The 22,954-nt window shown below is 64.1% G+C and carries 13 protein-coding genes, 2 tRNA genes and 3 rRNA genes; 4 read left to right on the top strand and 14 right to left on the bottom strand.

The genetic code is table 11. The features are described from left to right. Positions 1–2 precede the first annotated feature (2 nt). The 4 genes from gabP to PKO50_RS13840 all read right to left on the bottom strand — a co-directional run bounded on the left by gabP (position 3) and on the right by PKO50_RS13840 (position 3,983). The gene (gene gabP / locus PKO50_RS13855; RefSeq protein ID WP_275630038.1) at positions 3–1,415 is read right to left on the bottom strand and encodes a GABA permease; all 1,413 of its coding nucleotides are present in this window, start codon (positions 1,413–1,415) and stop codon (positions 3–5) included. Between the two features lie 463 nt (positions 1,416–1,878). Further along, positions 1,879–2,088: a cold-shock protein gene (locus PKO50_RS13850; protein ID WP_009620169.1), complete on the bottom strand. Its 210-nt coding sequence runs from the start codon at positions 2,086–2,088 to the stop codon at positions 1,879–1,881. Between the two features lie 343 nt (positions 2,089–2,431). Then, entirely contained in the window at positions 2,432–2,689 is a 258-nt protein-coding gene (locus tag PKO50_RS13845; protein ID WP_109935740.1) for a hypothetical protein, read from the bottom strand. 166 nt (positions 2,690–2,855) lie between these two features. After that, the gene (locus PKO50_RS13840) at positions 2,856–3,983 is read right to left on the bottom strand and encodes an AGE family epimerase/isomerase (protein ID WP_275630037.1); all 1,128 of its coding nucleotides are present in this window, start codon (positions 3,981–3,983) and stop codon (positions 2,856–2,858) included. A 190-nt stretch (positions 3,984–4,173) separates the two neighbouring features. On the opposite strand from PKO50_RS13840, the gene PKO50_RS13835 reads away from it, so the two are divergent. Continuing rightward, the gene (locus tag PKO50_RS13835; protein WP_275630036.1) at positions 4,174–4,773 is read left to right on the top strand and encodes an NAD(P)H-binding protein; all 600 of its coding nucleotides are present in this window, start codon (positions 4,174–4,176) and stop codon (positions 4,771–4,773) included. 5 nt (positions 4,774–4,778) lie between these two features. Then, on the top strand, positions 4,779–5,123 hold the full coding sequence (locus tag PKO50_RS13830; protein ID WP_275630035.1) for a hypothetical protein: 345 nt from the start codon (positions 4,779–4,781) through the stop codon (positions 5,121–5,123). Between the two features lie 39 nt (positions 5,124–5,162). Here the strand turns inward: PKO50_RS13830 and PKO50_RS13825 are convergent, their stop codons facing one another. The 8 genes from PKO50_RS13825 to PKO50_RS13790 all read right to left on the bottom strand — a co-directional run bounded on the left by PKO50_RS13825 (position 5,163) and on the right by PKO50_RS13790 (position 15,344). Continuing rightward, positions 5,163–6,857: an NAD-dependent malic enzyme gene (locus PKO50_RS13825; RefSeq protein ID WP_275630034.1), complete on the bottom strand. Its 1,695-nt coding sequence runs from the start codon at positions 6,855–6,857 to the stop codon at positions 5,163–5,165. A gap of 85 nt (positions 6,858–6,942) precedes the next feature. Beyond that, positions 6,943–8,229: a dicarboxylate/amino acid:cation symporter gene (locus PKO50_RS13820; protein WP_275630033.1), complete on the bottom strand. Its 1,287-nt coding sequence runs from the start codon at positions 8,227–8,229 to the stop codon at positions 6,943–6,945. 460 nt (positions 8,230–8,689) lie between these two features. Then, positions 8,690–8,805, bottom strand: a 5S ribosomal RNA gene (gene rrf / locus PKO50_RS13815). A 131-nt stretch (positions 8,806–8,936) separates the two neighbouring features. Then, positions 8,937–11,827: ribosomal RNA gene (locus PKO50_RS13810) — 23S ribosomal RNA — on the bottom strand. A 238-nt stretch (positions 11,828–12,065) separates the two neighbouring features. Further along, positions 12,066–12,141, bottom strand: a tRNA-Ala gene (locus tag PKO50_RS13805). 15 nt (positions 12,142–12,156) lie between these two features. Beyond that, positions 12,157–12,233 (bottom strand) — tRNA-Ile (locus tag PKO50_RS13800). 80 nt (positions 12,234–12,313) lie between these two features. After that, a 16S ribosomal RNA gene (locus PKO50_RS13795) occupies positions 12,314–13,849 on the bottom strand. Together the 16S, 23S and 5S rRNA genes with 2 tRNA genes alongside form the textbook arrangement of a ribosomal RNA operon. A gap of 841 nt (positions 13,850–14,690) precedes the next feature. Next, positions 14,691–15,344 carry an alpha/beta hydrolase gene (locus PKO50_RS13790; protein ID WP_275630032.1) on the bottom strand — a complete coding sequence of 218 codons (654 nt, stop codon included), beginning with the start codon at positions 15,342–15,344 and terminating at the stop codon, positions 14,691–14,693. A 239-nt stretch (positions 15,345–15,583) separates the two neighbouring features. On the opposite strand from PKO50_RS13790, the gene PKO50_RS13785 reads away from it, so the two are divergent. Together PKO50_RS13785 and PKO50_RS13780 are read left to right on the top strand one after the other, a co-directional pair. Beyond that, on the top strand, positions 15,584–17,293 hold the full coding sequence (locus tag PKO50_RS13785) for an amidase (protein ID WP_275630031.1): 1,710 nt from the start codon (positions 15,584–15,586) through the stop codon (positions 17,291–17,293). Between the two features lie 1,503 nt (positions 17,294–18,796). Then, positions 18,797–20,971: a TonB-dependent siderophore receptor gene (locus tag PKO50_RS13780; RefSeq protein ID WP_346770507.1), complete on the top strand. Its 2,175-nt coding sequence runs from the start codon at positions 18,797–18,799 to the stop codon at positions 20,969–20,971. Positions 20,972–21,290: 319 nt separating this feature from the next. On the opposite strand, the gene PKO50_RS13775 is transcribed toward PKO50_RS13780, so the two are convergent. Both PKO50_RS13775 and PKO50_RS13770 read right to left on the bottom strand, forming a co-directional pair. Continuing rightward, on the bottom strand, positions 21,291–21,941 hold the full coding sequence (locus PKO50_RS13775) for a cell wall hydrolase (protein ID WP_275630030.1): 651 nt from the start codon (positions 21,939–21,941) through the stop codon (positions 21,291–21,293). Between the two features lie 186 nt (positions 21,942–22,127). After that, positions 22,128–22,907 (bottom strand): alpha/beta hydrolase, encoded by a 780-nt coding sequence (locus PKO50_RS13770; protein ID WP_275630029.1) that lies wholly within the window; start codon positions 22,905–22,907, stop codon positions 22,128–22,130. Positions 22,908–22,954 lie beyond the last annotated feature (47 nt).

Genomic DNA, 22,954 nt, shown 5'->3' with positions numbered 1-22,954 from the left:
CGTCAGCCGGCCGAACGCAGCGGATCGAGGCGCCCGCCGGCCTGGGCGCCCTGGCGCCGGGTGGTGAAGCTCAAGAGCACGGTCGCCACGGTCAGGCCGAGGGTGGAGCTCACCTCGATGCGGTGCTCCGGCAGGATGAACATCACCACCAGCACGCCGCTGATGAAGGCGATCACCGCCCAGGTCAGCCAGGGGAACAGCCACATGCGGCAGGCGATCGCCTGGTTGCGCCGCTGCAGGGTGGCGCGCATGCGCAGCTGCGAGACGGCGATGGCCAGGTACACCAGCAGGGCGATGGAGCCGGAGCTGGCGAGGAGGAAGTCGAACACCCGCGCCGGGGCGATGAAGTTCAGCACGGTGGTGAGCATGCCGATCAGCGTGCTGGCGATCACCGCCGCCCGCGGCACGCCCGCCGCCGAGGTGCGCTGGATGAAGGCCGGCGCATCGTTGCGGCGGCTCAGCGAGTAGATCATCCGCGAGGCGATGTAGATCGACGAGTTCAGGCAGCTGGCCACGGCCACCAGCACCACCAGGTCCATCATCAGCTTGGCGTGGGGCACGTTCATCAGCTCCAGGGCGCGCTGGTAGGAACCCTGGGTCGTCAGCATGGGGTCGTCCCAGGGCACCACCGAGATGATCACCAGGATCGACAGCAGGTAGAACACGCTGATACGCCAGATCACCGAGCGCGTGGCCTTGGCGATGTTGCGCCGCGGGTCGCTGGACTCGGCGGCGGCGATGGTCACCGCCTCGGTGCCGATGAAGCTGAACAGCGTGGTGATCAGCGCGGTGAAGATGGCACCCCAGCCGTTGGGCAGGAAGCCGCCGTGCCCGCGCATCAGGTTGCCCAGGCCGCTGACCTGGTGCCCCGGCAGCACGCCGAGCAGCGCCGCCGCGCCCAGGCTGATGAACAGCACGATGGCGCCCACCTTGAGCATGGCGAACCAGAATTCGAACTCGCCGTACTTGGCCACGCTGAACAGGTTGGTGACGGTCAGCAGCAGGGTCATCACCAGGGCGAACACCCAGGTCTGCACCTGGGGGAACCAACTGTTGAAGATCACCCCGGCGGCGATCGCCTCGATGGGGATCACCAGCACCCAGAACCACCAGTACAGCCAGCCGATGGTGAAGCCGGCCCAGCGGCCGATGGCCTGGTCGGCGTAGGCGGAGAAGGAGCCGGTGTCGGGGTTGGCCACCGCCATCTCGCCCAGCATGCGCATCACCAGCACCACCAGCAGCCCGGACAGGGCGTAGGCGAGGATCGCGGCGGGCCCCGCGGCGGCGATGGCGTGGCCTGAGCCGACGAACAGCCCCGCGCCTAGGATCCCGGCGATGGACAGCATGGTCACGTGGCGCGGCTTGAAGCCCTGGACCAGTTCGCCACTGGCGCCTTTGGCACTTGGAATACTCATCGGTCGGCCTTTTATTGAACTTGTTATGAGGTGGCACGGCGCCACCTGGCGGGCGCCGGAGACTGCCGGACGCGGGCACAACCCTATTCCAGGGCGTCGCCCGGGCATTTGCCCAGGATCGCCATGGGCATGAGCAAAAACGACATGGCCCCGCCCGCGAGCGCCCAGGGCCGGGGCTGGCGGTGCCATGAAAGCGACATCGACGGCGGGGCGAGGAGGCAGGCGCCTCGGTGGGGCGGGATCAGGCGCAGTGGCTCAGCGACTGCCCAGTGGTGTGCAGCGCTCGGTTCGGAGCGAGGAAGGCGATGACGCCGGGGCGGGAATGCCTGGCTGGCGAGCGAAGGGAGAAGGGAGAAGGGAGAAGGGAGAAGGGAGAAGGGAGAAGGGAGAAGGCGGGAATTTTCCGGGCACAAACGAAAAGCCCCGCAATGCGATGCGGGGCTTCGGGCACTCGAGAGTGCTCTTACAGGGCTTGAACCTGCTCGGCTTGCGGGCCTTTGGCGCCGGCAGTCACGAGGAAGCTGACGCGCTGGCCTTCGTCCAGGGACTTGTAGCCGGTGGATTCGATCTGGCGGAAGTGAACGAAGACGTCCGGGCCGCTTTCCGGGGTGATGAAGCCGAAGCCCTTCTCAGCGTTGAACCACTTGACGGTACCAGTTTGGCGGTTTGCCATGATGTAGATCTCCAAGGTAGGAACGAGCACAGGCGACATGCCTGGCTGGAACTGAATGCAGAGTGAAGAGAAACCGAGGAGATGGAAATCAGAACTGGCTGAGCATCAATACGGAGCCGCTAAACCGGGCAGGCAGTGGTGGCAGGATACAGGGTTCAGCGGATTTGGACAGCATTTTCTTTTCCGCGCCGCGATTCTGGACGATCGGTCGCATTGCCACACCGCCCAGCTTCCGTCTTTACGCCCCTGGCCAGGCGCTCGGGAACGGCGCCGACGGCAAGCGCCGGCGGCCGGGTGAATGCCTCGGCACGCACCCGCGCCGGCCGTTGCCCATCGATCCGCGTCAGGCGTGGCCGTCCAGTTGCCCTACCCAGCGCTCGGCCGCGGCGAAGGAGGCCTCGAAGGCGGCCTCGTGGGATTCCCAGGGCCCGATGACGACGTCCAGCGGCGATACGCTCGCCGGCATGTTCGCCAGCGAAAGCAGCATCTCGGCGACCTTGCCGGGGCCTATGTAGCGCGGCGAGATGAGCACCGCCACCCCGCTGGAGGTGGTGTACTCGCTGGGCGGCATGAAGTTCGGCTCGCTGGTGTGCTGTTGCATGCATCGTTCCCCCCGGCCCGCTGGCAGGCCGTGCAGATGGTTGGAGTTGCGCAAGGTGGCGGACGGTCGCCCACCCTTTCACGGACTCTCCAGCTTGCCAGCGGTTCCGGCGGATCGCCCCTGCCGAAGGCATGGCCGCCAGGCGGTAGCCAGGCGGCCGCGGGCTTCAGGCGCGCTCGATCAGGGCCTGCAGCGCCTGGTAGGCACCCAGCAGGTGGTAGGGTGTGGTGGACGGCATGTCCGCGCGCAAGACCGCGCCGTCCGGCCCCAGCACCTCGTGCCAGCCGCCGTCGTGCAGGAAGCGCGAACGGAAGCGCTCGGTCCACAGCGCCAGGGTGTCGAGGGACTGGGCACTGCCCTCCACGGCCAGGGCCCGGGCGAACTCGGTCTGCGCCCAGATGCGCTGGGTGGCGTCCTGCAGGATGCCATCCGCCGCCAGTGCGGCGCTCACGCCGAGGGTGCCGGCGGCCACGCCATGCCGCTGGGCGAAGACGAAGGCACGGCGCAGCGCGGCCTCCAGGGCGGAACCGGCGAACAACGCCGGCGCGCCCATGACCAGCGAGAACCATTCGAACTGGTGCCCCGGCTCGATGCGGTTGCCCGCCTCGCCTTGCGGCAACTCGGCCACACAGCCGCTGGCCGGGTCGACGAAGCGCGCCAGCAGCGCCTGGCCCATCTCCCGCAGGCGCTGCCCGTACCAGGCGTCGCCGTCGATGGCGTAGGCCGCCAGGTAGGCCTCGGTGAGGTGCATGATCGGGTTCTGCAGCACAGGCGCGCCATCGTCGGCGAAATCCTCGGCCAGCGCGGACAGGTACAGCCCCTCGCCGTCGGCGAAGCGCTGCTCGATCAGCTCGGTGGTGCGCGTCATCAGTTCCAGCGCGGCGGCGCTGCCGCTGAGCCTGTGATACTGCGCGCAGGCGAACACCACGAAGGCGAAGGTGTAGAGGTCGCGGCGGCTGTCCAGCGGCTGCCCGGCCGCGTCGATGCTGTAGAGCCAGCCCCCGCGACCATCGCCGAAATGGCGCTGCAGCGCGGCGAACAACGCCTCGGCCCGGGCCGCGTCGGCAGGCCCCGCGTGGCTGAAGATGAACAACTGGCGGGCGCAGGCCATGGTGCGGTAGCGCACCGCCGCCAGGGGCTGCCCGCTGCGGTCGTCGAGCGCCTCGTAGGGCAACTGCAGCGCGTCGTTCCAGCCGGCGGCACGCCACAGCGGCAGGACGGTATCGGCGTAGTGACGGGTCAACGCCGCGATGCCGGCGGCGAGGGATGGCGAAAGGGACGACGGGACGGGCATGCGACGGGTCTGCGTGAGAAAGAAAGGCGCAAACGCAGAAGATAGAGGAAAAGCCCCCCGGAAAGAACCCGCCCGCGCAAGGGCGGCTCCACACCGGGCCCGACCGGTCGCCACGCGGGTGGAACCTCGGCCCTCGCCGGGGCTTCGATATGCATAGGTTCGCCTTGCCCACACAAGCGGAGGAAGCGCCATGCACAACCTCGAGACAGCCACGCTGAAGCTGGGCGTGTTCCGCCCCGTCGACAGCCTCGGCCAGGCCCTGGTCGCTGCCGCACTGCACCGGCAGCACGAGGTCAGCGCCCTGGTGGAAGACCTCAACAGCCTGCGTGCTCGCCCCGGCCTGCGCTGCAAGCTGGGTGGCCTGGCGTCGTCCGTGGAGGTCAGCGAGGCCGTAATGGGGCTCGACGTGATCTTCGCCATGCTCGGCGACCAGCCGCCGCAACAACTGCCACCGCAGTGCGGCGCGCTCATCGACGGCGCGCTCATCGACGGCGTGCCGCGGCTGTTCCTGGTGGGCCACTGGCAATGGCTGGTGGCGCCGCAAGACGCCGCCGACGATCAACTCGGCGCCGGCCTGGCCCGCAGCCTGGAAGTGAGCGGGCTGGACTGGACGCTGGTGGAAGCGCCGGCCCTGGTCGAAGGCCTGCGCATCGACGATTTCAACCGCACCGCCGCGCCCGTCGACGTCGCGAGCCAGCAGGCGCTGGCCTGTGCCGAGGCATTGCTCGACGAGGTGCGCCTGGGGCTGCACCGTCGCCAGTGCCTGCGCCTTCGCGATCCGGGGAGCTGATGGCCATGTCCGGTCCGGATGCGTTCAGCCAGACGCTGGGCACCCTGCTCCTGGCGCTGGCCTTCAGCGCCTTCATCCTTTTCGTCCGCGGCTATCGCCCCGCCGGGGTCGGTGCCTTCTGGTACGACCTGGTGCTGGGCTTCGTCGGCCTGTGGCTGGCGCTCTGGCCGGAAGTCGCGACCTTCCTGCGCGAGACGAACGCCGCCAGCGCGCTGGGCCTGCTGCTGCAGGTCGTCGCCACCCTGCTGGGCGGGTTGCTCGGCGCCGGCGTGGCCAAGGCCCTGCAGCTCACCCTGCAGGAGCGCCGCGCCGGGCGCCCGGCCCGCACCGGCGAGCACCGGAAGCGCTAGCGCCTCGCCGGCCCGGGCACCGGGCCATGCGTGGCCCGCTTACAGCGAGCGGCGACGATACTCCCGGTAGCGCGGTGCCCAGAAGTTGCGCTCGATGGCAGCGTGGAGCATGGCGTCCGGGGTTTCCAGCGCCACGCCCTCGGCCTGGGCCTGCTTGGCCACGGCGAAGGCGATGCGCCGGCTGACCTGCTGGATGTCACGCAGCGGCGGCAGCACCGCGTCGCCCTCCCCGGTCACCACCGGCGAACATTCGGCCAGGGCGTTGGAGGCGGCCATCAGCATCGCCTCGGTGACGCGCCGGGCGCCGGCGGCGATCACCCCCAGGCCGATGCCGGGGAAGATGTAGGAGTTGTTGCACTGGGCGATGTGGATGCTGCGCCCGCCGTGCTCCACCGGCTGGAACGGGCTGCCGGTGGCGACCAGCGCGCGGCCCTCGGTCCACTGGAGGATTTCCGCCGGGGTCGCCTCGACCCGCGAGGTCGGGTTGGACAGCGGCATCACCAGCGGCAGCGGGCAGTGCTTGTACATCTCGCGGACCACCGCCTCGCTGAACAGCCCGCGCTGCCCGGAAACCCCGATCAGCACCGTCGGTTTCGCCCGGCTCACCACCTCCAGCAGGCCGATGCCGTCCTCGCCGCGCTGCCAGTCGGCCACGTCGCCGGCCTTCTGCGCCAGCTTGCGCTGGAACTCCAGCAGGCCGTCCATGCCCTCCACCAGCAGGCCATGGCGGTCGACCATGAAGATGCGCTGGCGCGCCTGCGCCTCGCTCAGCCCCTCCAGTTGCATGGCGGCGATGATGTGCTCGGCGATGCCGCAGCCGGCGGAACCGGCGCCGACGAAGGTGATCACCTGCTCGCTGAGCTTCTGCTGCTTGACCTTGCACGCCGCCAGCAACGTGCCCACCGCCACCGAGGCGGTGCCCTGGATGTCGTCGTTGAAGCAGCACAGCTGGTCGCGGTAGCGCTCCAGCAGCGGCATGGCGTTGGTCTGGGCGAAGTCCTCGAACTGCAGCAGCACGCCCGGCCAGCGGCGCTGCACGGCGCGGATGAACAGCTCGACGAAGTCGTCGTAGTCCTTGCCGCTGATGCGCGGGTGGCGCCAGCCCATGTACAGCGGGTCGTCCAGCAGCGCCTGGTTGTTGGTGCCCACGTCCAGCACGATGGGCAGCGTGTAGGCCGGGCTGATGCCACCGCAGGCGGTGTACAGCGACAGCTTGCCGATGGGAATGCCCATGCCGCCGATGCCTTGGTCGCCCAGGCCGAGGATGCGCTCGCTGTCGGTGACCACGATGATCTTCACCTTGTCCTTGGTGGCGCTGCGCAGCACGTCGTCGATGCGCTCGCGGTCCGGCCAGGAGACGAACAGGCCGCGGTGGGTGCGGTAGATCTTCGAGAAGTCCTGGCAGGCCTGGCCCACCGTGGGGGTGTAGATGATCGGCAGCATTTCCTCCAGGTGGCCTTCGAGCAGGCGGAAGAACAGCGTCTCGTTGTTGTCCTGGATGGAACGCAGGTAGACGTGCCGGTCGAGGTCGGAGGCGCATTGCAGGTACTGCTGGTAGACGCGCTCGGCCTGTTCCTCGATGGTCTCCACGGTCTGCGGCAGCAGGCCGCTGAGGTTGAAATCGATGCGTTCCTGCGGGGTGAAGGCGCTGCCCTTGTTCAGCAGCGGCATCTCCAGCAGCGCCGGGCCGGAATAGTGGGTGTACAGCGGGTAGTTCGACTTGCGTTCGGTCATGGCTTTCTCCACTGCCTGCATGACGGGCTTCAGGAAACGACAGCGCCCCGTGCAGGGGCGCCGTAGAGGGTAGCGCGTGAAGCTTTCAATGATCCATCGATGCTTCCAGCGCCGAGGGTCCGGCGGCCAGTTCGCGATGCAGGGTTTCCTCGTCCAGTTCCTTGCACCACTTGGCTACCACAACGGTGGCCACGCCGTTGCCCACCAGGTTGGTCAGCGCGCGAGCCTCGGACATGAAGCGGTCGATGCCGAGGATCAGCGCCAGGCCGGCGACCGGTAGGTGGCCCACAGCGGACAGGGTGGCGGCCAGGACGATGAAGCCCGAGCCGGTGACGCCGGCGGCTCCCTTGGAGGCGATCAGCAGCACCGCCAGCAGGGTCACCTGGTGGATGATGTCCATCTGCGTGTCGGTGGCCTGGGCGATGAACACCGCGGCCATGGTCAGGTAGATGGAAGTGCCGTCGAGGTTGAAGGAATAGCCGGTGGGAATCACCAGGCCGACCACGGTCTTGTCGCAGCCCAGTTTCTCCATCTTGGCGATCATCCGCGGCAGCGCCGACTCCGAGGAAGAGGTGCCGAGCACGATCAGCAGTTCCTCGCGGATGTAGTTGATGAAACGCAGGATGTTGAAGCCATGGAAGCGCGCGATGCTGCCCAGCACGAGGAGCACGAAGAGGATGCAGGTGAGATAGAAGCAGGCCATCAGCTCGCCCAGTTGCACCAGCGAACCCACGCCGTAGGCGCCGATGGTGAAGGCCATGGCACCGAAGGCGCCGATAGGGGCTACGCGCATGATCACGTTGATGATGTTGAACATCACCTGGGTGAAACGCTCGATGAACAGGAATATCGGCTGGCCCAGGCTGCCCATGCGGTGCAGCGCGTAGCCGAACAGTACGGAGAAGAACAGCACCTGGAGGATGTCACCGTTGGCGAAGGCGCCGACCACGGTGTTGGGGATGATGTTGAGCAGGAACTCGATGGTGCTCTGCTTCTCGCCGGCCGAGGCGTAGGTGGCGACCTTGCTGGCGTCCAGGCTGGCCGGGTCGACGTGCATGCCGACGCCCGGCTGGACGATGTTGACCACCGCCAGGCCGATGATCAGCGCGACGGTGGAGACCACCTCGAAGTACAGCAGCGCCATGCCGCCGGTCTTGCCCACCGCCTTCATGCTCTGCATGCCGGCGATGCCGGTGACCACGGTGCAGAAGATGATGGGGGCGATGGCCATCTTGATCAGTTTGACGAAGCCATCGCCCAGGGGTTTCATCAGCACCGCCGTGTGCGGATAGAAGTGGCCCAGGGCAACACCGATGGCGATGGCGATCAGTACCTGCACGTAGAGGCTCTTGTAGAAGGGTTTCTTGCTCATGGCGGCTACCTTTCTCCAGATCGGCGCCGGCCCTCCTGGCCCTGGCACCCGACTCCACGAACGGGCCTCCCCATCCTCGAGAGCGCGTCCTGCAGACGGTGGACTCCCGGTGAAGCCGTGCGGTGGCTGGGAGTTTGTTACCTGTTGTTTCTGACTATAGGCGCTGTGCAGCGAGGCGAAGTTCCGATTTCCTGGGGATTGCCATCGCGGTTATCCGCCGGAGGCCCAACGGCATCGTCGGCCTGCCGGCCGGATCGCGGATGGAGTCCTACAGGGAAATGCCACGCCTTCCGGCAACCTGTAGGAGCGGGCCCTGCCCGCGATTCGCGCGCAGGGCGCGCTCCTACAGGGGGAGCCGGAGGGGGCATGGCGTAGGAGCGGACCTTGTCCGCGATTGGTTTTCCCCGCGCCAAAGCAAAACCCCCGACCAGCCAGGCTGATCAGGGGTTTTGGGATAGGTGCTTGACGATGACCTACTCTCACATGGGGAAACCCCACACTACCATCGGCGATGCGTCGTTTCACTACTGAGTTCGGGATGGGATCAGGTGGTTCCAACGCTCTATGGTCGTCAAGCAATTCTTTCGGATGCCCGTGGCTTGCGCTCACGCTCATCCCGATTCGGGTATGTGACAGGTCTTTGCGGTTCTCACGAACTTTCGGTTCGTCGACTTCACCAATCAACACACAAATTGTTTGGGTGTTATATGGTCAAGCCTCACGGGCAATTAGTATCGGTTAGCTCAACGCCTCACAGCGCTTACACACCCGACCTATCAACGTCGTAGTCTTCGACGGCCCTTCAGGGGGATCGAGTCCCCAGTGAGATCTCATCTTGAGGCTAGTTTCCCGCTTAGATGCTTTCAGCGGTTATCTATTCCGAACATAGCTACCCGGCAGTGCCACTGGCGTGACAACCGGAACACCAGAGGTTCGTCCACTCCGGTCCTCTCGTACTAGGAGCAGCCCCTCTCAAATCTCAAACGTCCACGGCAGATAGGGACCGAACTGTCTCACGACGTTCTAAACCCAGCTCGCGTACCACTTTAAATGGCGAACAGCCATACCCTTGGGACCGGCTTCAGCCCCAGGATGTGATGAGCCGACATCGAGGTGCCAAACACCGCCGTCGATATGAACTCTTGGGCGGTATCAGCCTGTTATCCCCGGAGTACCTTTTATCCGTTGAGCGATGGCCCTTCCATACAGAACCACCGGATCACTAAGACCTACTTTCGTACCTGCTCGACGTGTCTGTCTCGCAGTCAAGCGCGCTTTTGCCTTTATACTCTACGACCGATTTCCGACCGGTCTGAGCGCACCTTCGTACTCCTCCGTTACTCTTTAGGAGGAGACCGCCCCAGTCAAACTGCCCACCATACACTGTCCTCGATCCGGATAACGGATCAGAGTTAGAACCTCAAGCATGCCAGGGTGGTATTTCAAGGTTGGCTCCACGCGAACTGGCGTCCACGCTTCAAAGCCTCCCACCTATCCTACACAAGCAGGCTCAAAGTCCAGTGCAAAGCTACAGTAAAGGTTCACGGGGTCTTTCCGTCTAGCCGCGGATACACTGCATCTTCACAGCGATTTCAATTTCACTGAGTCTCGGGTGGAGACAGCGCCGCCATCGTTACGCCATTCGTGCAGGTCGGAACTTACCCGACAAGGAATTTCGCTACCTTAGGACCGTTATAGTTACGGCCGCCGTTTACCGGGGCTTCGATCAAGAGCTTCGCTTTCGCTAACCCCATCAATTAACCTTCCGGCACCGGGCAGGCGTCACACCCTATACGTCCACTTTCGTGTTTGCAGAGTGCTGTGTTTTTAATAAACAGTCGCAGCGGCCTGGTATCTTCGACCGGCGTGGGCTTACGCAGTAAATACTTCACCCTCACCGGCGCACCTTCTCCCGAAGTTACGGTGCCATTTTGCCTAGTTCCTTCACCCGAGTTCTCTCAAGCGCCTTGGTATTCTCTACCCGACCACCTGTGTCGGTTTGGGGTACGGTTCCTAGTTACCTGAAGCTTAGAAGCTTTTCCTGGAAGCATGGCATCAACCACTTCGCTCTCTAAAAGAAAGCTCGTCATCAGCTCTCGGCCTTGAACACCCGGATTTGCCTAAGTGTTCGGCCTACCACCTTAAACTTGGACAACCAACGCCAAGCTGGCCTAGCCTTCTCCGTCCCTCCATCGCAGTAACTAGAAGTACAGGAATATTAACCTGTTTCCCATCGACTACGCTCTTCAGCCTCGCCTTAGGGACCGACTAACCCTGCGTCGATTAACGTTGCGCAGGAACCCTTGGTCTTTCGGCGTGGGAGTTTTTCACTCCCATTGTCGTTACTCATGTCAGCATTCGCACTTCTGATACCTCCAGCAAGCTTCTCAACTCACCTTCACAGGCTTACAGAACGCTCCTCTACCGCGCATCTTGCGATGCACCCGTAGCTTCGGTGTATGGTTTGAGCCCCGTTACATCTTCCGCGCAGGCCGACTCGACTAGTGAGCTATTACGCTTTCTTTAAAGGGTGGCTGCTTCTAAGCCAACCTCCTAGCTGTCTAAGCCTTCCCACATCGTTTACCACTTAACCATAACTTTGGGACCTTAGCTGACGGTCTGGGTTGTTTCCCTTTTCACGACGGACGTTAGCACCCGCCGTGTGTCTCCCACGCTGACACTTCCAGGTATTCGGAGTTTGCATCGGTTTGGTAAGTCGGGATGACCCCCTAGCCGAAACAGTGCTCTACCCCCTGGAGTGATACGTGAGGCGCTACCTAAATAGCTTTCGAGGAGAACCAGCTATCTCCGAGCTTGATTAGCCTTTCACTCCGATCCACAAGTCATCCCCTGCCTTTTCAACGGAAGTGGGTTCGGTCCTCCAGTCAGTGTTACCTAACCTTCAACCTGCTCATGGATAGATCGCCCGGTTTCGGGTCTATACCCAGCGACTAAACGCCCTATTAAGACTCGCTTTCGCTACGCCTCCCCTATTCGGTTAAGCTCGCCACTGAATATAAGTCGCTGACCCATTATACAAAAGGTACGCAGTCACCCAACAACGTGGGCTCCCACTGCTTGTACGCATACGGTTTCAGGTTCTATTTCACTCCCCTCTCCGGGGTTCTTTTCGCCTTTCCCTCACGGTACTGGTTCACTATCGGTCAGTCAGTAGTATTTAGCCTTGGAGGATGGTCCCCCCATGTTCAGACAACGTTTCACGTGCGCCGTCCTACTCGATTTCACTTCCTGGAACCTTTCACATACGGGGCTATCACCCACTATGGCCGCACTTTCCAGAGCGTTCTGTTAGATTCCAAGAAGCTTAAGGGCTAGTCCCCGTTCGCTCGCCACTACTAAGGGAATCTCGGTTGATTTCTGTTCCTCAGGGTACTTAGATGTTTCAGTTCCCCTGGTTCGCCTCACACACCTATGGATTCAGTGTGTGATAACCAGCTTATGCTGGCTGGGTTCCCCCATTCAGAGATCTCCGGATCAAAGTCTGTTTGCCGACTCCCCGAAGCTTATCGCAGGCTACCACGTCTTTCATCGCCTCTGACTGCCAAGGCATCCACCGTATGCGCTTCTTCACTTGACCATATAACCCCAAGCAATCTGGTCATACGTCTCGAACGTGAAGACGACATTCGCCGAAAATTCGCGCTTGAACTCGCAAATTTTACCTTGACTTGAACAATCCCCAGTGAAAGAGATCATTCAGTCTACTTCTATCACATACCCAAATTTTTAAAGAACGGTTCTGGTACAAAGACCAGACATCAATGTTCGTTCAACACCTTGAACATTCATGTCTGAGCTTTCGACGATTCGATAGATGGTGGAGCCAAGGAGGATCGAACTCCTGACCTCCTGCGTGCAAAGCAGGCGCTCTCCCAGCTGAGCTATGGCCCCCTCTTTTCCAACGATTGGTGGGTCTGGGCAGATTCGAACTGCCGACCTCACCCTTATCAGGGGTGCGCTCTAACCGACTGAGCTACAGACCCATATAGGGTTGCCTAACCGTCGCTTACCAGTGAATCAAGCAATTCGTGTGGGAGCTTATGAGAAAGCCGGGATCTTCGATTAAGGAGGTGATCCAGCCGCAGGTTCCCCTACGGCTACCTTGTTACGACTTCACCCCAGTCATGAATCACTCCGTGGTAACCGTCCCCCGAAGGTTAGACTAGCTACTTCTGGAGCAACCCACTCCCATGGTGTGACGGGCGGTGTGTACAAGGCCCGGGAACGTATTCACCGTGACATTCTGATTCACGATTACTAGCGATTCCGACTTCACGCAGTCGAGTTGCAGACTGCGATCCGGACTACGATCGGTTTTGTGGGATTAGCTCCACCTCGCGGCTTGGCAACCCTCTGTACCGACCATTGTAGCACGTGTGTAGCCCTGGCCGTAAGGGCCATGATGACTTGACGTCATCCCCACCTTCCTCCGGTTTGTCACCGGCAGTCTCCTTAGAGTGCCCGGCATAACCCGCTGGTAACTAAGGACAAGGGTTGCGCTCGTTACGGGACTTAACCCAACATCTCACGACACGAGCTGACGACAGCCATGCAGCACCTGTGTTCCGATTCCCGAAGGCACTCCCGCATCTCTGCAGGATTCCGGACATGTCAAGGCCAGGTAAGGTTCTTCGCGTTGCTTCGAATTAAACCACATGCTCCACCGCTTGTGCGGGCCCCCGTCAATTCATTTGAGTTTTAACCTTGCGGCCGTACTCCCCAGGCGGTCGACTTATCGCGTTAGCTGCGCCACTAAGATCTCAAGGATCCCAACGGCTAGTCGACATCGTTTACGGCGTGGACTACCAGGGTATCTAATCCTGTTTGCTCCCCACGCTTTCGCACCTCAGTGTCAGTATCAGTCCAGGTGGTCGCCTTCGCCACTGGTGTTCCTTCCTATATCTACGCATTTCACCGCTACACAGGAAATTCCACCACCCTCTACCGTACTCTAGTCAGGCAGTTATGGATGCAGTTCCCAGGTTGAGCCCGGGGATTTCACATCCATCTTACCAAACCACCTACGCGCGCTTTACGCCCAGTAATTCCGATTAACGCTTGCACCCTTCGTATTACCGCGGCTGCTGGCACGAAGTTAGCCGGTGCTTATTCTGTTGGTAACGTCAAAACTACAAGGTATTAACTTGCAGCCCTTCCTCCCAACTTAAAGTGCTTTACAATCCGAAGACCTTCTTCACACACGCGGCATGGCTGGATCAGGCTTTCGCCCATTGTCCAATATTCCCCACTGCTGCCTCCCGTAGGAGTCTGGACCGTGTCTCAGTTCCAGTGTGACTGATCATCCTCTCAGACCAGTTACGGATCGTCGCCTAGGTGAGCCATTACCCCACCTACTAGCTAATCCGACCTAGGCTCATCTGATAGCGTGAGGTCCGAAGATCCCCCACTTTCTCCCGTAGGACGTATGCGGTATTAGCGTCCCTTTCGGAACGTTGTCCCCCACTACCAGGCAGATTCCTAGGCATTACTCACCCGTCCGCCGCTGAATCCGGAAGCAAGCTCCCTTCATCCGCTCGACTTGCATGTGTTAGGCCTGCCGCCAGCGTTCAATCTGAGCCATGATCAAACTCTTCAGTTCAATACTGATCGGGTTTTGAGAAAACCCTAAACTTGGCTCAGCAATCGCAAAAAACTCTCGAATTCACGAGTGTTACTTGTGATGCTGATAATCTTGCGATCACCAGTCTTAGCTCACAAGCACCCACACGAATTGCTTGATTCAACTTGTTAAAGAGCAGTGGTTGATTCTTTCGTCTCAACCGAGGCCGCGCATTCTACAGCAACCTCTCTTTCCGTCAACACCTAATTTAAAAAATATTTTCTTTAAATTCAGCGTCTTATGTAAAACCCAATGGGCTTTACCAGTTGACGGGCGGCGAATTATATAGACATCCGAACAGCTGTCAACACCCTCTTTCAAAACGATGTTTCTCGACAGAGGCCAAGCCGGTTCAGACGCCCACTCTATATAGAGCACTGGCGTTGCAGCACAGCTGGTCGCCTGCCCCTTGCCTGATCGCCGGCGTCGCGGCAGCATGCCCGGCGGCACCGCCAAGAGGGACTCCGGGCGGCCGCCACATCTCTATCGGCTTTTCCAAGGAACATTGGATATGGATATCAAGATCATCGCATTCATCTGCCTGGCAGCCCTGGCACTGGAACTGCTGCGCGTCTACCGCAGCTCCACCGACAGGCGCCGGGGCCAGCGGGAAACAGGGCCGCAGGGCTGATTCCCCCACCCCACCGCTGAAGCATCGCCCGATGCCGGCGAGGCGGGGGAATCGCTTCTGTAGACAGCGCTACGGCAACAAGTTCCCCCATCCTCATATCTGCATATCCGTGCAAAGGCGCAATGGCTCCGGCTCGCCTCGGGGTATACGGGTGTCACCGACCCAGTGAACGGCGGCCGGCTACCGACCTCAGCCCAGCGGCCGCTCCACACCGCGCAGGTGGGCCAGCACCTGGTCCGCCGCGCGGTCCAGGCAGCCCTTGAAGAAGTGGTTGGCGCCGGCGAACAGACTCACCGCGCGCTGTTCCGGGCGCGCCCAGTCCAGCAGGTTGGCCAGCGGCGCCATCTCGTCGGCCTCGCCGTGCAGCAGCAGGCAGTCCGCCGGCAGCGCCATGGGCTCGTAGTGGCGGCCGCCGGGCACCGTGCCCACCGGCAACCCCATCAGTACCGTGGCCGCGGGTGGCTGCGCCAGGTCGCGGGCGGCGCGGGCGAACACGTAGGCGCCGAAGGAAAAGCCCACCAGCGCCAGCGGCAGGTCCGGGTCGCGTTCGCGCAGGTAAGCGGCCACCGCCTGGCTGTCCTGCGCCTCGCCGACGCCCTCGGCGTATTCGCCCTCGGTGCCGTCCACCCCGCGGAAGCTCGGCCGCACCGCCAGCCAGCCGGCCTTGCTCAGGCGCCGCGCCAAGGTCAGCGGCACCAGGTGCCGCGGGCTGCCGCCGAGCAGCGGTTGCGGGTGGCTGATCATCGCCACGCCACGGGCCGGGCCTGTGGGGGCGTCGATCAGCAGCTGGATCTTTCCGGCCGGGCCATCGATCAGCAACGGGTTGCGGTCGTCTTCGGGCATCGCGGTGTTCTCGTTCACAAAGCGGGTGGCCAGGGTACTGCAGGTGGGCGCGGGGACACGAGTGGATGACGGCCGCCGCCGGCCCCAGCCGCCTCCCGGGCGAACTGATACACTGCTCAACTGCCCCCGGCCCGGTGCCCGGCGGCCCACCCCGGACGCCGGGGCAGCGAACAAGAAGTGAACGAGGACAGTATGAAAGCCGATTTCGCGACCACCCACCTGCAAGCGGCGGTGACAGCATGATCGAGGTAACCGAGGTTTCCATTGCCGAGCTGCGCGACGCGCTCGAATCCGGCCGCACCACCGCGGTCGAGCTGGTCGAGGCCTATCTCGCGCGGATCGACGCCTACGACGGCGCCGACACCCTCACCGCCCTGAACGCGGTCGTGGTACGCAACCCCGATGCGCTGGCGGAGGCCGAAGCATCCGACGCCCGCCGCGCCCGTGGCGAGACACTGGGCCCGCTGGACGGCATCCCCTACACCGCCAAGGACAGCTACCTGGTGAAAGGCCTGACCGCGGCCTCCGGCAGCCCCGCCTTCAAGGACCTGGTGGCCTACCGCGACGCCTTCACCATCGAGCGCCTGCGCGCCGCCGGCGCCATCTGCCTGGGCAAGACCAACATGCCGCCCATGGCCAACGGTGGCATGCAGCGCGGCGTCTACGGCCGCGCCGAAAGCCCCTACAACGCCGCCTACCTCACCGCGCCCTTCGCCTCCGGTTCGTCCAACGGCGCGGGCACGGCCACCGCGGCCAGCTTCTCCGCCTTCGGCCTGGCCGAGGAGACCTGGTCCAGCGGCCGCGGCCCAGCCTCGAACAACGGCCTGTGCGCCTACACCCCGTCGCGCGGGGTGATCTCGGTGCGTGGCAACTGGCCGCTGACGCCGACCATGGACGTGGTGGTGCCCTACGCCCGGACCATGGCCGACCTGCTGGAAGTGCTGGACGTGGTGGTGGCAGAGGATGCCGACAAACGCGGCGACCTGTGGCGCCTGCAGCCCTGGGTGCCGATCCCTGGCGTCGCCTCGGTACGCCCTGCGTCCTACCTGGAACTGGCCGCCCAGGCCGACGCCCTGGCCGGCAAGCGCCTCGGCGTGCCACGCATGTTCATCAACAAGGATGACGCGGCCGGCACCAGCGAGCACCCCGGCATCGGCGGCCCCACCGGGCAACGCATCGATACCCGGCCCTCGGTGATCGCCCTCTGGGAACAAGCCCGCAAGGCCCTGGAGGCAGCCGGCGCCGAAGTGGTCGAGGTGGACTTCCCGCTGGTCTCCAACTGCGAGGGCGACCGCCCCGGCGCGCCGACCGTGTTCAACCGCGGCCTGGTGTCCGAGCAGTTCCTCCACGACGAGCTCTGGGAGCTCAGCGGCTGGGCCTTCGACGACTTCCTGCAGGCCAACGGCGATCCCAGGCTGAACCGCCTGGCCGACGTGCAGGGCGAGCTGATCTTCCCCCACGACCCCGGCACCCTGCCCAACCGCGAGGGCGACCTCGCCGCCGGCATGGACGAGTACGTGCGCATGGCCCAGCGCGGCATCAGGCCCTGGGACCAGATCGCCAGCCTGCCCGATGGCCTGCGCGGCCTGGAGAAGACGCGCAAGCTCGACCTGGAAGACTGGATGGACCAGCACGGCCTCGACGCCGTGCTCTTCCCCACCGTGGCCGACGTGGGCCCGGCGGACGCCGACGTCAACCCGGCATCCGCCGACATCGCCTGGAGCAACGGCGTGTGGGTGGCCAACGGCAACCTCGCCATCCGCCACCTGGGCGTGCCCACGGTGACGGTGCCCATGGGCGTGATGGCGGACATCGGCATGCCGGTGGGCCTGACCTTCGCCGGCCGCGCCTACGACGACTCGGCCCTGCTGCGCTACGCCGCGGCCTTCGAGTCGACCGGCAAGCGCCGCATGATCCCGCCGCGCACCCCGCCGCTGGCGCAAGGCTGACGGGGCACGGGCAGGGCCGGCGCGCAGACGTCGGCTCTGCCTGATACGGGACGGCATCGAAACAAGGATGACGAACGGACGATGAACGGCAAAAAGACGCTCGCCCTGGCCACGCTTTGCGCACTTCCGGCGCTACCGGGGGCCCCACCGCCGTCGATATCGTGCAGAGCCCAGACGATCAACTCGCCGAGGCAGTCAGGCGCGCCGCGCTGAGAGCCCATGTGTCCGCCGTATCGGCCCCGCTGAAAGACACGCCCATCAAGTTCCGCACCGAGTATCGCTTCGAGTTCGCCAGGCCACGCGCGACCTTGCTCTGAGCAGCCGCCCTGCCCCACGCCAAGCTCCTACGACGTTCCCCTTCAGCAGGAAATGAAAGCCCGGTCGCAGGGAACATCACGCCTCTGACACGCCTACCAGGATCGCGCGTAGGGCGAATAACCGTTCGCGGTTATCCGCCGCCATCCGGAACACCAATGCCCGACGATTCGCGCGGCCGGGGCCAATCGCGGACGGAGTCCGCTCCTACGGATGCGGGAGATACCGTGCCTCACAGTGATCTGTAGGAGCGGACTTTGTCCGCAATCATGGCGGATAACGCCGTAGGCGTTATCCGCCCTACGAACGATCGCGAACGCGGGGGCCAGGGTTCGCGAGCAAGAACTAGGCGTCCCCCCTCGATCCTACGAAGAGCAAAAGCGGCTTTTGCTTTGGGACTTCCAGAGAAACCTCCGCGCGCACCAGAACGCCCCTTCAGAAGGCCGAGCGAAACCGGCGCTCAGGAGGTCATGCGACATGGATGTCGCGAGAGCCCCGATGGGCTACAGGGACGTACCCTCGGGGCGGGCCTCCGTGGCGGGGGAATTCGTGAGGGTAGCCCGGCTTCATCGGGCCCGTATGTCGGGGCAAGCCTTTTTGGTTCCTTTTGTGGCGTTTGACAAAAGGGACTCGCCCGAGGGGGCGAAACAAGAGACATCAACGCACTCGGTGCGGCGCGCTACACCGAGCCCAAACCCAAAAGTCTCTGGGTTATACCCCTTCGGGCCAGCGCAAGCGCTGTTCGCGATGGAGCCGCGTCCCGCGTTCGCGGGAATGACGATTGGCAGAGAGGTACGTGGCCAAGGTTCGCGAGCAATAACCAGGCGTCCCCCTCGATCCTACGAAACGAAAAGTACCTCGGTTCCAAGACAGTTGCTCCTACAGGACTCCTCCCATCGCCATGGCCGCATGGGTTTCGCCAAGGCTCAGCCCATCCCACGAAGAGCGCTGCCAGCCGGTGGCGTAGGAGCGGACTCCGTCCGCGATTATCCGTCGCCGGAAACGCCCCTCTCAGGAACTGCTCGGTGATTATTTGTAAATGCTAATTATTTTTATTTACAACATATTTACCCTTACATACCATTTTGCCGACGGAGAAATCCCTCTCCGATTTCCTACGTAAACAAGAATCGCAGCCGGCCCCTGCCACGGCCTCATGCGGCTTTCATCCGACCAGGACCCTGCAAAATGAGACAAGTAGTATCCAGCGCCCTGCTGCTAGGCCTCTCCACCCTCCCCCTGGCTATCCAGGCCGCGGCCAAGGATGACCGCGTGGACCTCGGCGCCACCGAGGTGCTCGGCACCCAGGACGCCGCCGCGGCCGCCACCACCGAAGGCAGTGGTTCCTACACCACCAAGGCCATGCGCACCTCGACCAAGATCCCCATGTCGATCCGCGAGACGCCGCAGTCGGTCAGCGTGGTGACGCGCCAGCGCATGGACGACCAGGGCATGAACGACCTCAACGACGCGGTGAAGGGCGTCACCGGCCTGACCGTGCAGCAGTACGGCCCGGCGCGGGTGAGCTATGCCTCGCGCGGCTTCGACGTCGACAACATCATGTACGACGGCCTGCCCACCAGCATCTCCACCTACACCCAGGACGTGATCTCCGCGGCGGACCTTGCGATGTTCGACCGCGTCGAAGTGGTGCGCGGCGCCACCGGCCTGATGCAGGGCGCCGGCAACCCGGCGGCGGCCATCAACATGGTGCGCAAGCGCCCGACCCAGGACTTCCACATGAGCCTGGAAGGCAGCGCCGGCACCTGGGACCGCTACCGCAGCGAGGCCGACGTCTCCGGCCCGCTGAACAGCGAAGGGACCCTCCGCGGCCGCGCCGTGATGGCCTACCAGACCAAGGACAGCTTCCAGGATTACGTCAGCAGCGAGCGCGGCGTGCTCTACGGCATCACCGAGGCCGACCTGAGCCCGGACACCACCCTGGCCATCGGCGCCTCCTACCAGGACGACAACCGCAACGACAACTGGGTGGGCCTGCCCGCCCCGCTGGGCGGCCGCCACCTGGACCTGAAGCGCTCCGACTACTACGGCGCCGACTGGTCCTACTGGGATACCAAGACCACCCACCTGTTCAGCGACCTGACACACCGCTTCGACAACGGCTGGCAGATGAAGCTGGCGGCCGACAAGCTGTGGGCGCGCATCAACATGCTCGGCCTGTACAACAGCTGCTACTACACCTACGACTGCCCGACCATGGCCCAGGGCGCCGGCAAGTACGACTACACCGACGACCACGAAAGCTACGACGCCTTCGCCAACGGCCCCTTCCAGTTGCTGGGCCGCGAGCACGAGCTGGTAGTGGGCGCCAGCTACCGCCAGGAACGCTTCGACGGCCACGGCGGCTGGGGCGACCTGTTCAAGAAGGACGGCACGCCCCTGGGCGCGATGGACCCGACCCAGTGGGACCCGACCTCGACCCTCAAGCCGAACATCGACATGAACCTGTGGGGCATGAAGCTCGACCAGGAGCAGAAAGGCACCTACGTCACCACCCGCCTGAACATCGCCGACCCGCTGAAGGTGATCCTCGGCGGCCGCCTGGACTGGTACGAGGCCGACGCCCACGGCGACACCGACGTGTTCAAGGTCACCCGCAAGGTCACCCGCTACGCCGGGGTGATCTACGACCTCAACGAAACCTACTCGGTCTACGCCAGCTACACCGACATCTTCAAACCGCAGGACACGCTGGACGCCAGCGGCAACGTGCTCACCCCCATCACCGGCAAGAACTACGAGATCGGCCTGAAGGGCGAGCACTTCGGCGGTGCGCTGAACTCGCAGATCGCGCTGTTCCAGGTGGACCAGGAAAACCGCGCCACCGACGACACCAGCAGCCCCAACCCGTGCCCGGCCAACCCCAGCTCCTTCGACTACTGCCAGCGCGCTTCCGGCAAGGTGCGCAGCCAGGGCGTGGACATGGAGCTGAGCGGCGCGCTGACCGACAACTGGCAGGCGATGGCGGGCTACACCTACGTCGACGCCAAGTACAAGCACGACGCCGATGAATCCAACGTCGGCAAGCCCTTCGACCCGAGCAAGCCGCGCCACCTGTTCAAGCTGGCCACCACCTACAACCTGCCGGGCGACCTGCACAAGTGGCGCGTGGGCGGCAACCTGACCACCCAGAGCAAGACCGAGGACAACGAGACCGGCTTCCAGCAGGGCGGCTACACCGTGGTCGACGCCATGCTCGGCTACAGGGTCAGCGAGAACATCGACACCCGCGTCAACTTCAACAACATCTTCGACAAGTACTATTACAGCGGTATCAGCTTCGGCAACCTGAACTACGGCGAGCCGCGCAACCTGATGTTCAGCGTCAAGTACTCCATGTAACGCCAGGAGCAAATGTCTTGCAGGCTGCTCTTCGTAGGCGCGAGCTTGCTCGCGCCTACGAGAGGCCGTGCTCGCTCGTACCCTGATCCGCGGTCAGCGATACACGCCGGCCTGCCGGCCGGATCGCGGATAAGATCCGCTCCTACGGTTTGGCCCCTTGCACCGTGCCTCCCTGTAGGAGCGGGCCCTGCCCGCGATTCGCGCGCAGGGCGCGCTCCTACATGGGAATGGCGGCGGAGCGGATCTTATCCGCGAATCGCGCCGATACCTCCGGCTATCGCAGACAAACTCCGCTCCCCGGCATCACCGCCGCTCCCGTTCACGGCCGCCGCCCTGCCCCGCTGCGGGCTATCGGCTCGCCGTCCAGGCGCGGTTTGTAGAACAGGAAGTGCTCGGTGCGCGCCGTCCTCAGGTAGGCTCTTGCCCAGGACGGCCTGACATGGCGGTCGTGGAAGTACAGCGCGCCATCGGTACGGTCGCGCAGTTGGCGGTTGAGCGCCTGGCGGGCGATGTCGCGGGCCAGGTCGTAGCGTTTTTCCTCCACCACCTGGTCGGGACGCCCGTCGCACCACCAGGAGAACTGGCAGCTCTTCTTCTCCGAGCCCTGCTTGACCACGGCGCAGACGGTGTCCGGGAAGTCCTTGCTGGCCACCCGGTTCATCACCACGTTGGCCACCGCTTCCATGTCCCCGCGCGAGGCGCCCTTGGCCTCCCAGTAGACGGAGCGGGCCAGGCAGGTGATGGCGTCGTCCAGCGGCGCTTCCCCGGCCGGGTCCACGGCGCGGGCCTCACTGCGGGTGATGGGCTTGACCTGGGCGGCCGTCCCGGTCGCCCCCTGCTCGGCCGCCTGTTCCTCGAGCACCTCGGCCTTGTTCTCCGCCACCGCAGCCTTCTGAGCGGCCAGCCCGGCGAATGCCGGGGCGCCGAACAGCAAGGCGACGATGCACGCTACCCTGACTGTCCAGCGCATATCGACCTCACTCGCCGGCACCTGGCGTGCCGCGACGATTCGCGGCGCCGGCCGGCTACACAGGGTCTGTAGACCGCCCCATGCCCCGATCATTCCCATTGATTTCGCCGCAGCCCGCGGCTGGCGCGGCCTGTAACGCAACGGCGGGGGCTCGCGAAGGCTCTGGGGCGGCGGTAGGCAGGTTCCTCAACCCAGGAAGGCGCACACCTGCGCCAACACCTCGTCGGCCTTCTGCCGATGCGGAACGTGGCCGCAGTCCGCCAGCAGCTTCATGCTGGCTGGCCCGGCGGCGTGGGCGACGAAGCGCTCGGGGTGGCGGGCCGAGCCGAACTCGTCCTGCTCGCCGTGCAGGCACAGCAGCGGGCATTGCAGGCGCGCCAGCTGGGCATCCAGGTTCCAGTCGGCGAAGGCCGGCGACAGCCAGGTATCCACCCAGGCCCGCAGCACCCAGTGGGCCTTGTCGCCGTGGTATTTCGCCAGGCGATCCAGTTCGCCCGGCCGGGCGAAGTCACGCTCGGCGGCGCGGATACCTTCCAGGGTGCGATCCTCGACGAAGGCCTGGGCCGACTCCAGCACCAGCGCCTCGCAGGCCGGGCCGAAGGCCGCCGCGCAGCCCACCGCCATGCCGCCACCGACGCTGTGGCCGAAGGCGACGAAACGCTCCAGGCCCAGTCGCTCACGCAGCGCGGCGAAGCCCTGCTGCGCCTCGTCCTCGACGAACCCCCGCGACAGCAGCGCCGGATGGGCATCGGACTGGCCGAAGCCCAGGCGGTCATAGGCGATCACCTCGCGCCCGCTGGCCCGGGCCAGTTGCCCGGGGAACTCCCGCCACAGCGCCACACAGCCCAGGGAATCGTGGAACAGCACGATGGGCGCCGCGGCGGCCCCCACCGGCGTCCAGCGCCGGGCGAAGAGCCGGCCGTGCGGGGTATCGATCCAGTGTTCGCGGGTGCTGACCGCTGTCATGGCGCTGGCTTCCTCTTTTCGTCCGAACCTGGCCGCCGCTCGGGAGC

Source organism: Pseudomonas sp. 273 (assembly GCF_029201425.1).
GTDB lineage: Bacteria > Pseudomonadota > Gammaproteobacteria > Pseudomonadales > Pseudomonadaceae > Pseudomonas > Pseudomonas delhiensis.
The sequence above is the reverse complement of the archived record's forward strand: the minus strand, read 5'-3'. Positions and strand labels throughout refer to the sequence as shown.

Coding starts and splice junctions, on each gene's coding strand:
- gabP (WP_275630038.1), bottom strand. CDS start 1,415: ATGAGTATTCCAAGTGCCAAAGGCGCCAGTGGCGAACTGGTCCAGGGC.
- PKO50_RS13850 (WP_009620169.1), bottom strand. CDS start 2,088: ATGGCAAACCGCCAAACTGGTACCGTCAAGTGGTTCAACGCTGAGAAG.
- PKO50_RS13845 (WP_109935740.1), bottom strand. CDS start 2,689: ATGCAACAGCACACCAGCGAGCCGAACTTCATGCCGCCCAGCGAGTAC.
- PKO50_RS13840 (WP_275630037.1), bottom strand. CDS start 3,983: ATGCCCGTCCCGTCGTCCCTTTCGCCATCCCTCGCCGCCGGCATCGCG.
- PKO50_RS13835 (WP_275630036.1), top strand. CDS start 4,174: ATGCACAACCTCGAGACAGCCACGCTGAAGCTGGGCGTGTTCCGCCCC.
- PKO50_RS13830 (WP_275630035.1), top strand. CDS start 4,779: ATGTCCGGTCCGGATGCGTTCAGCCAGACGCTGGGCACCCTGCTCCTG.
- PKO50_RS13825 (WP_275630034.1), bottom strand. CDS start 6,857: ATGACCGAACGCAAGTCGAACTACCCGCTGTACACCCACTATTCCGGC.
- PKO50_RS13820 (WP_275630033.1), bottom strand. CDS start 8,229: ATGAGCAAGAAACCCTTCTACAAGAGCCTCTACGTGCAGGTACTGATC.
- PKO50_RS13790 (WP_275630032.1), bottom strand. CDS start 15,344: ATGCCCGAAGACGACCGCAACCCGTTGCTGATCGATGGCCCGGCCGGA.
- PKO50_RS13785 (WP_275630031.1), top strand. CDS start 15,584: ATGATCGAGGTAACCGAGGTTTCCATTGCCGAGCTGCGCGACGCGCTC.
- PKO50_RS13780 (WP_346770507.1), top strand. CDS start 18,797: ATGAGACAAGTAGTATCCAGCGCCCTGCTGCTAGGCCTCTCCACCCTC.
- PKO50_RS13775 (WP_275630030.1), bottom strand. CDS start 21,941: ATGCGCTGGACAGTCAGGGTAGCGTGCATCGTCGCCTTGCTGTTCGGC.
- PKO50_RS13770 (WP_275630029.1), bottom strand. CDS start 22,907: ATGACAGCGGTCAGCACCCGCGAACACTGGATCGATACCCCGCACGGC.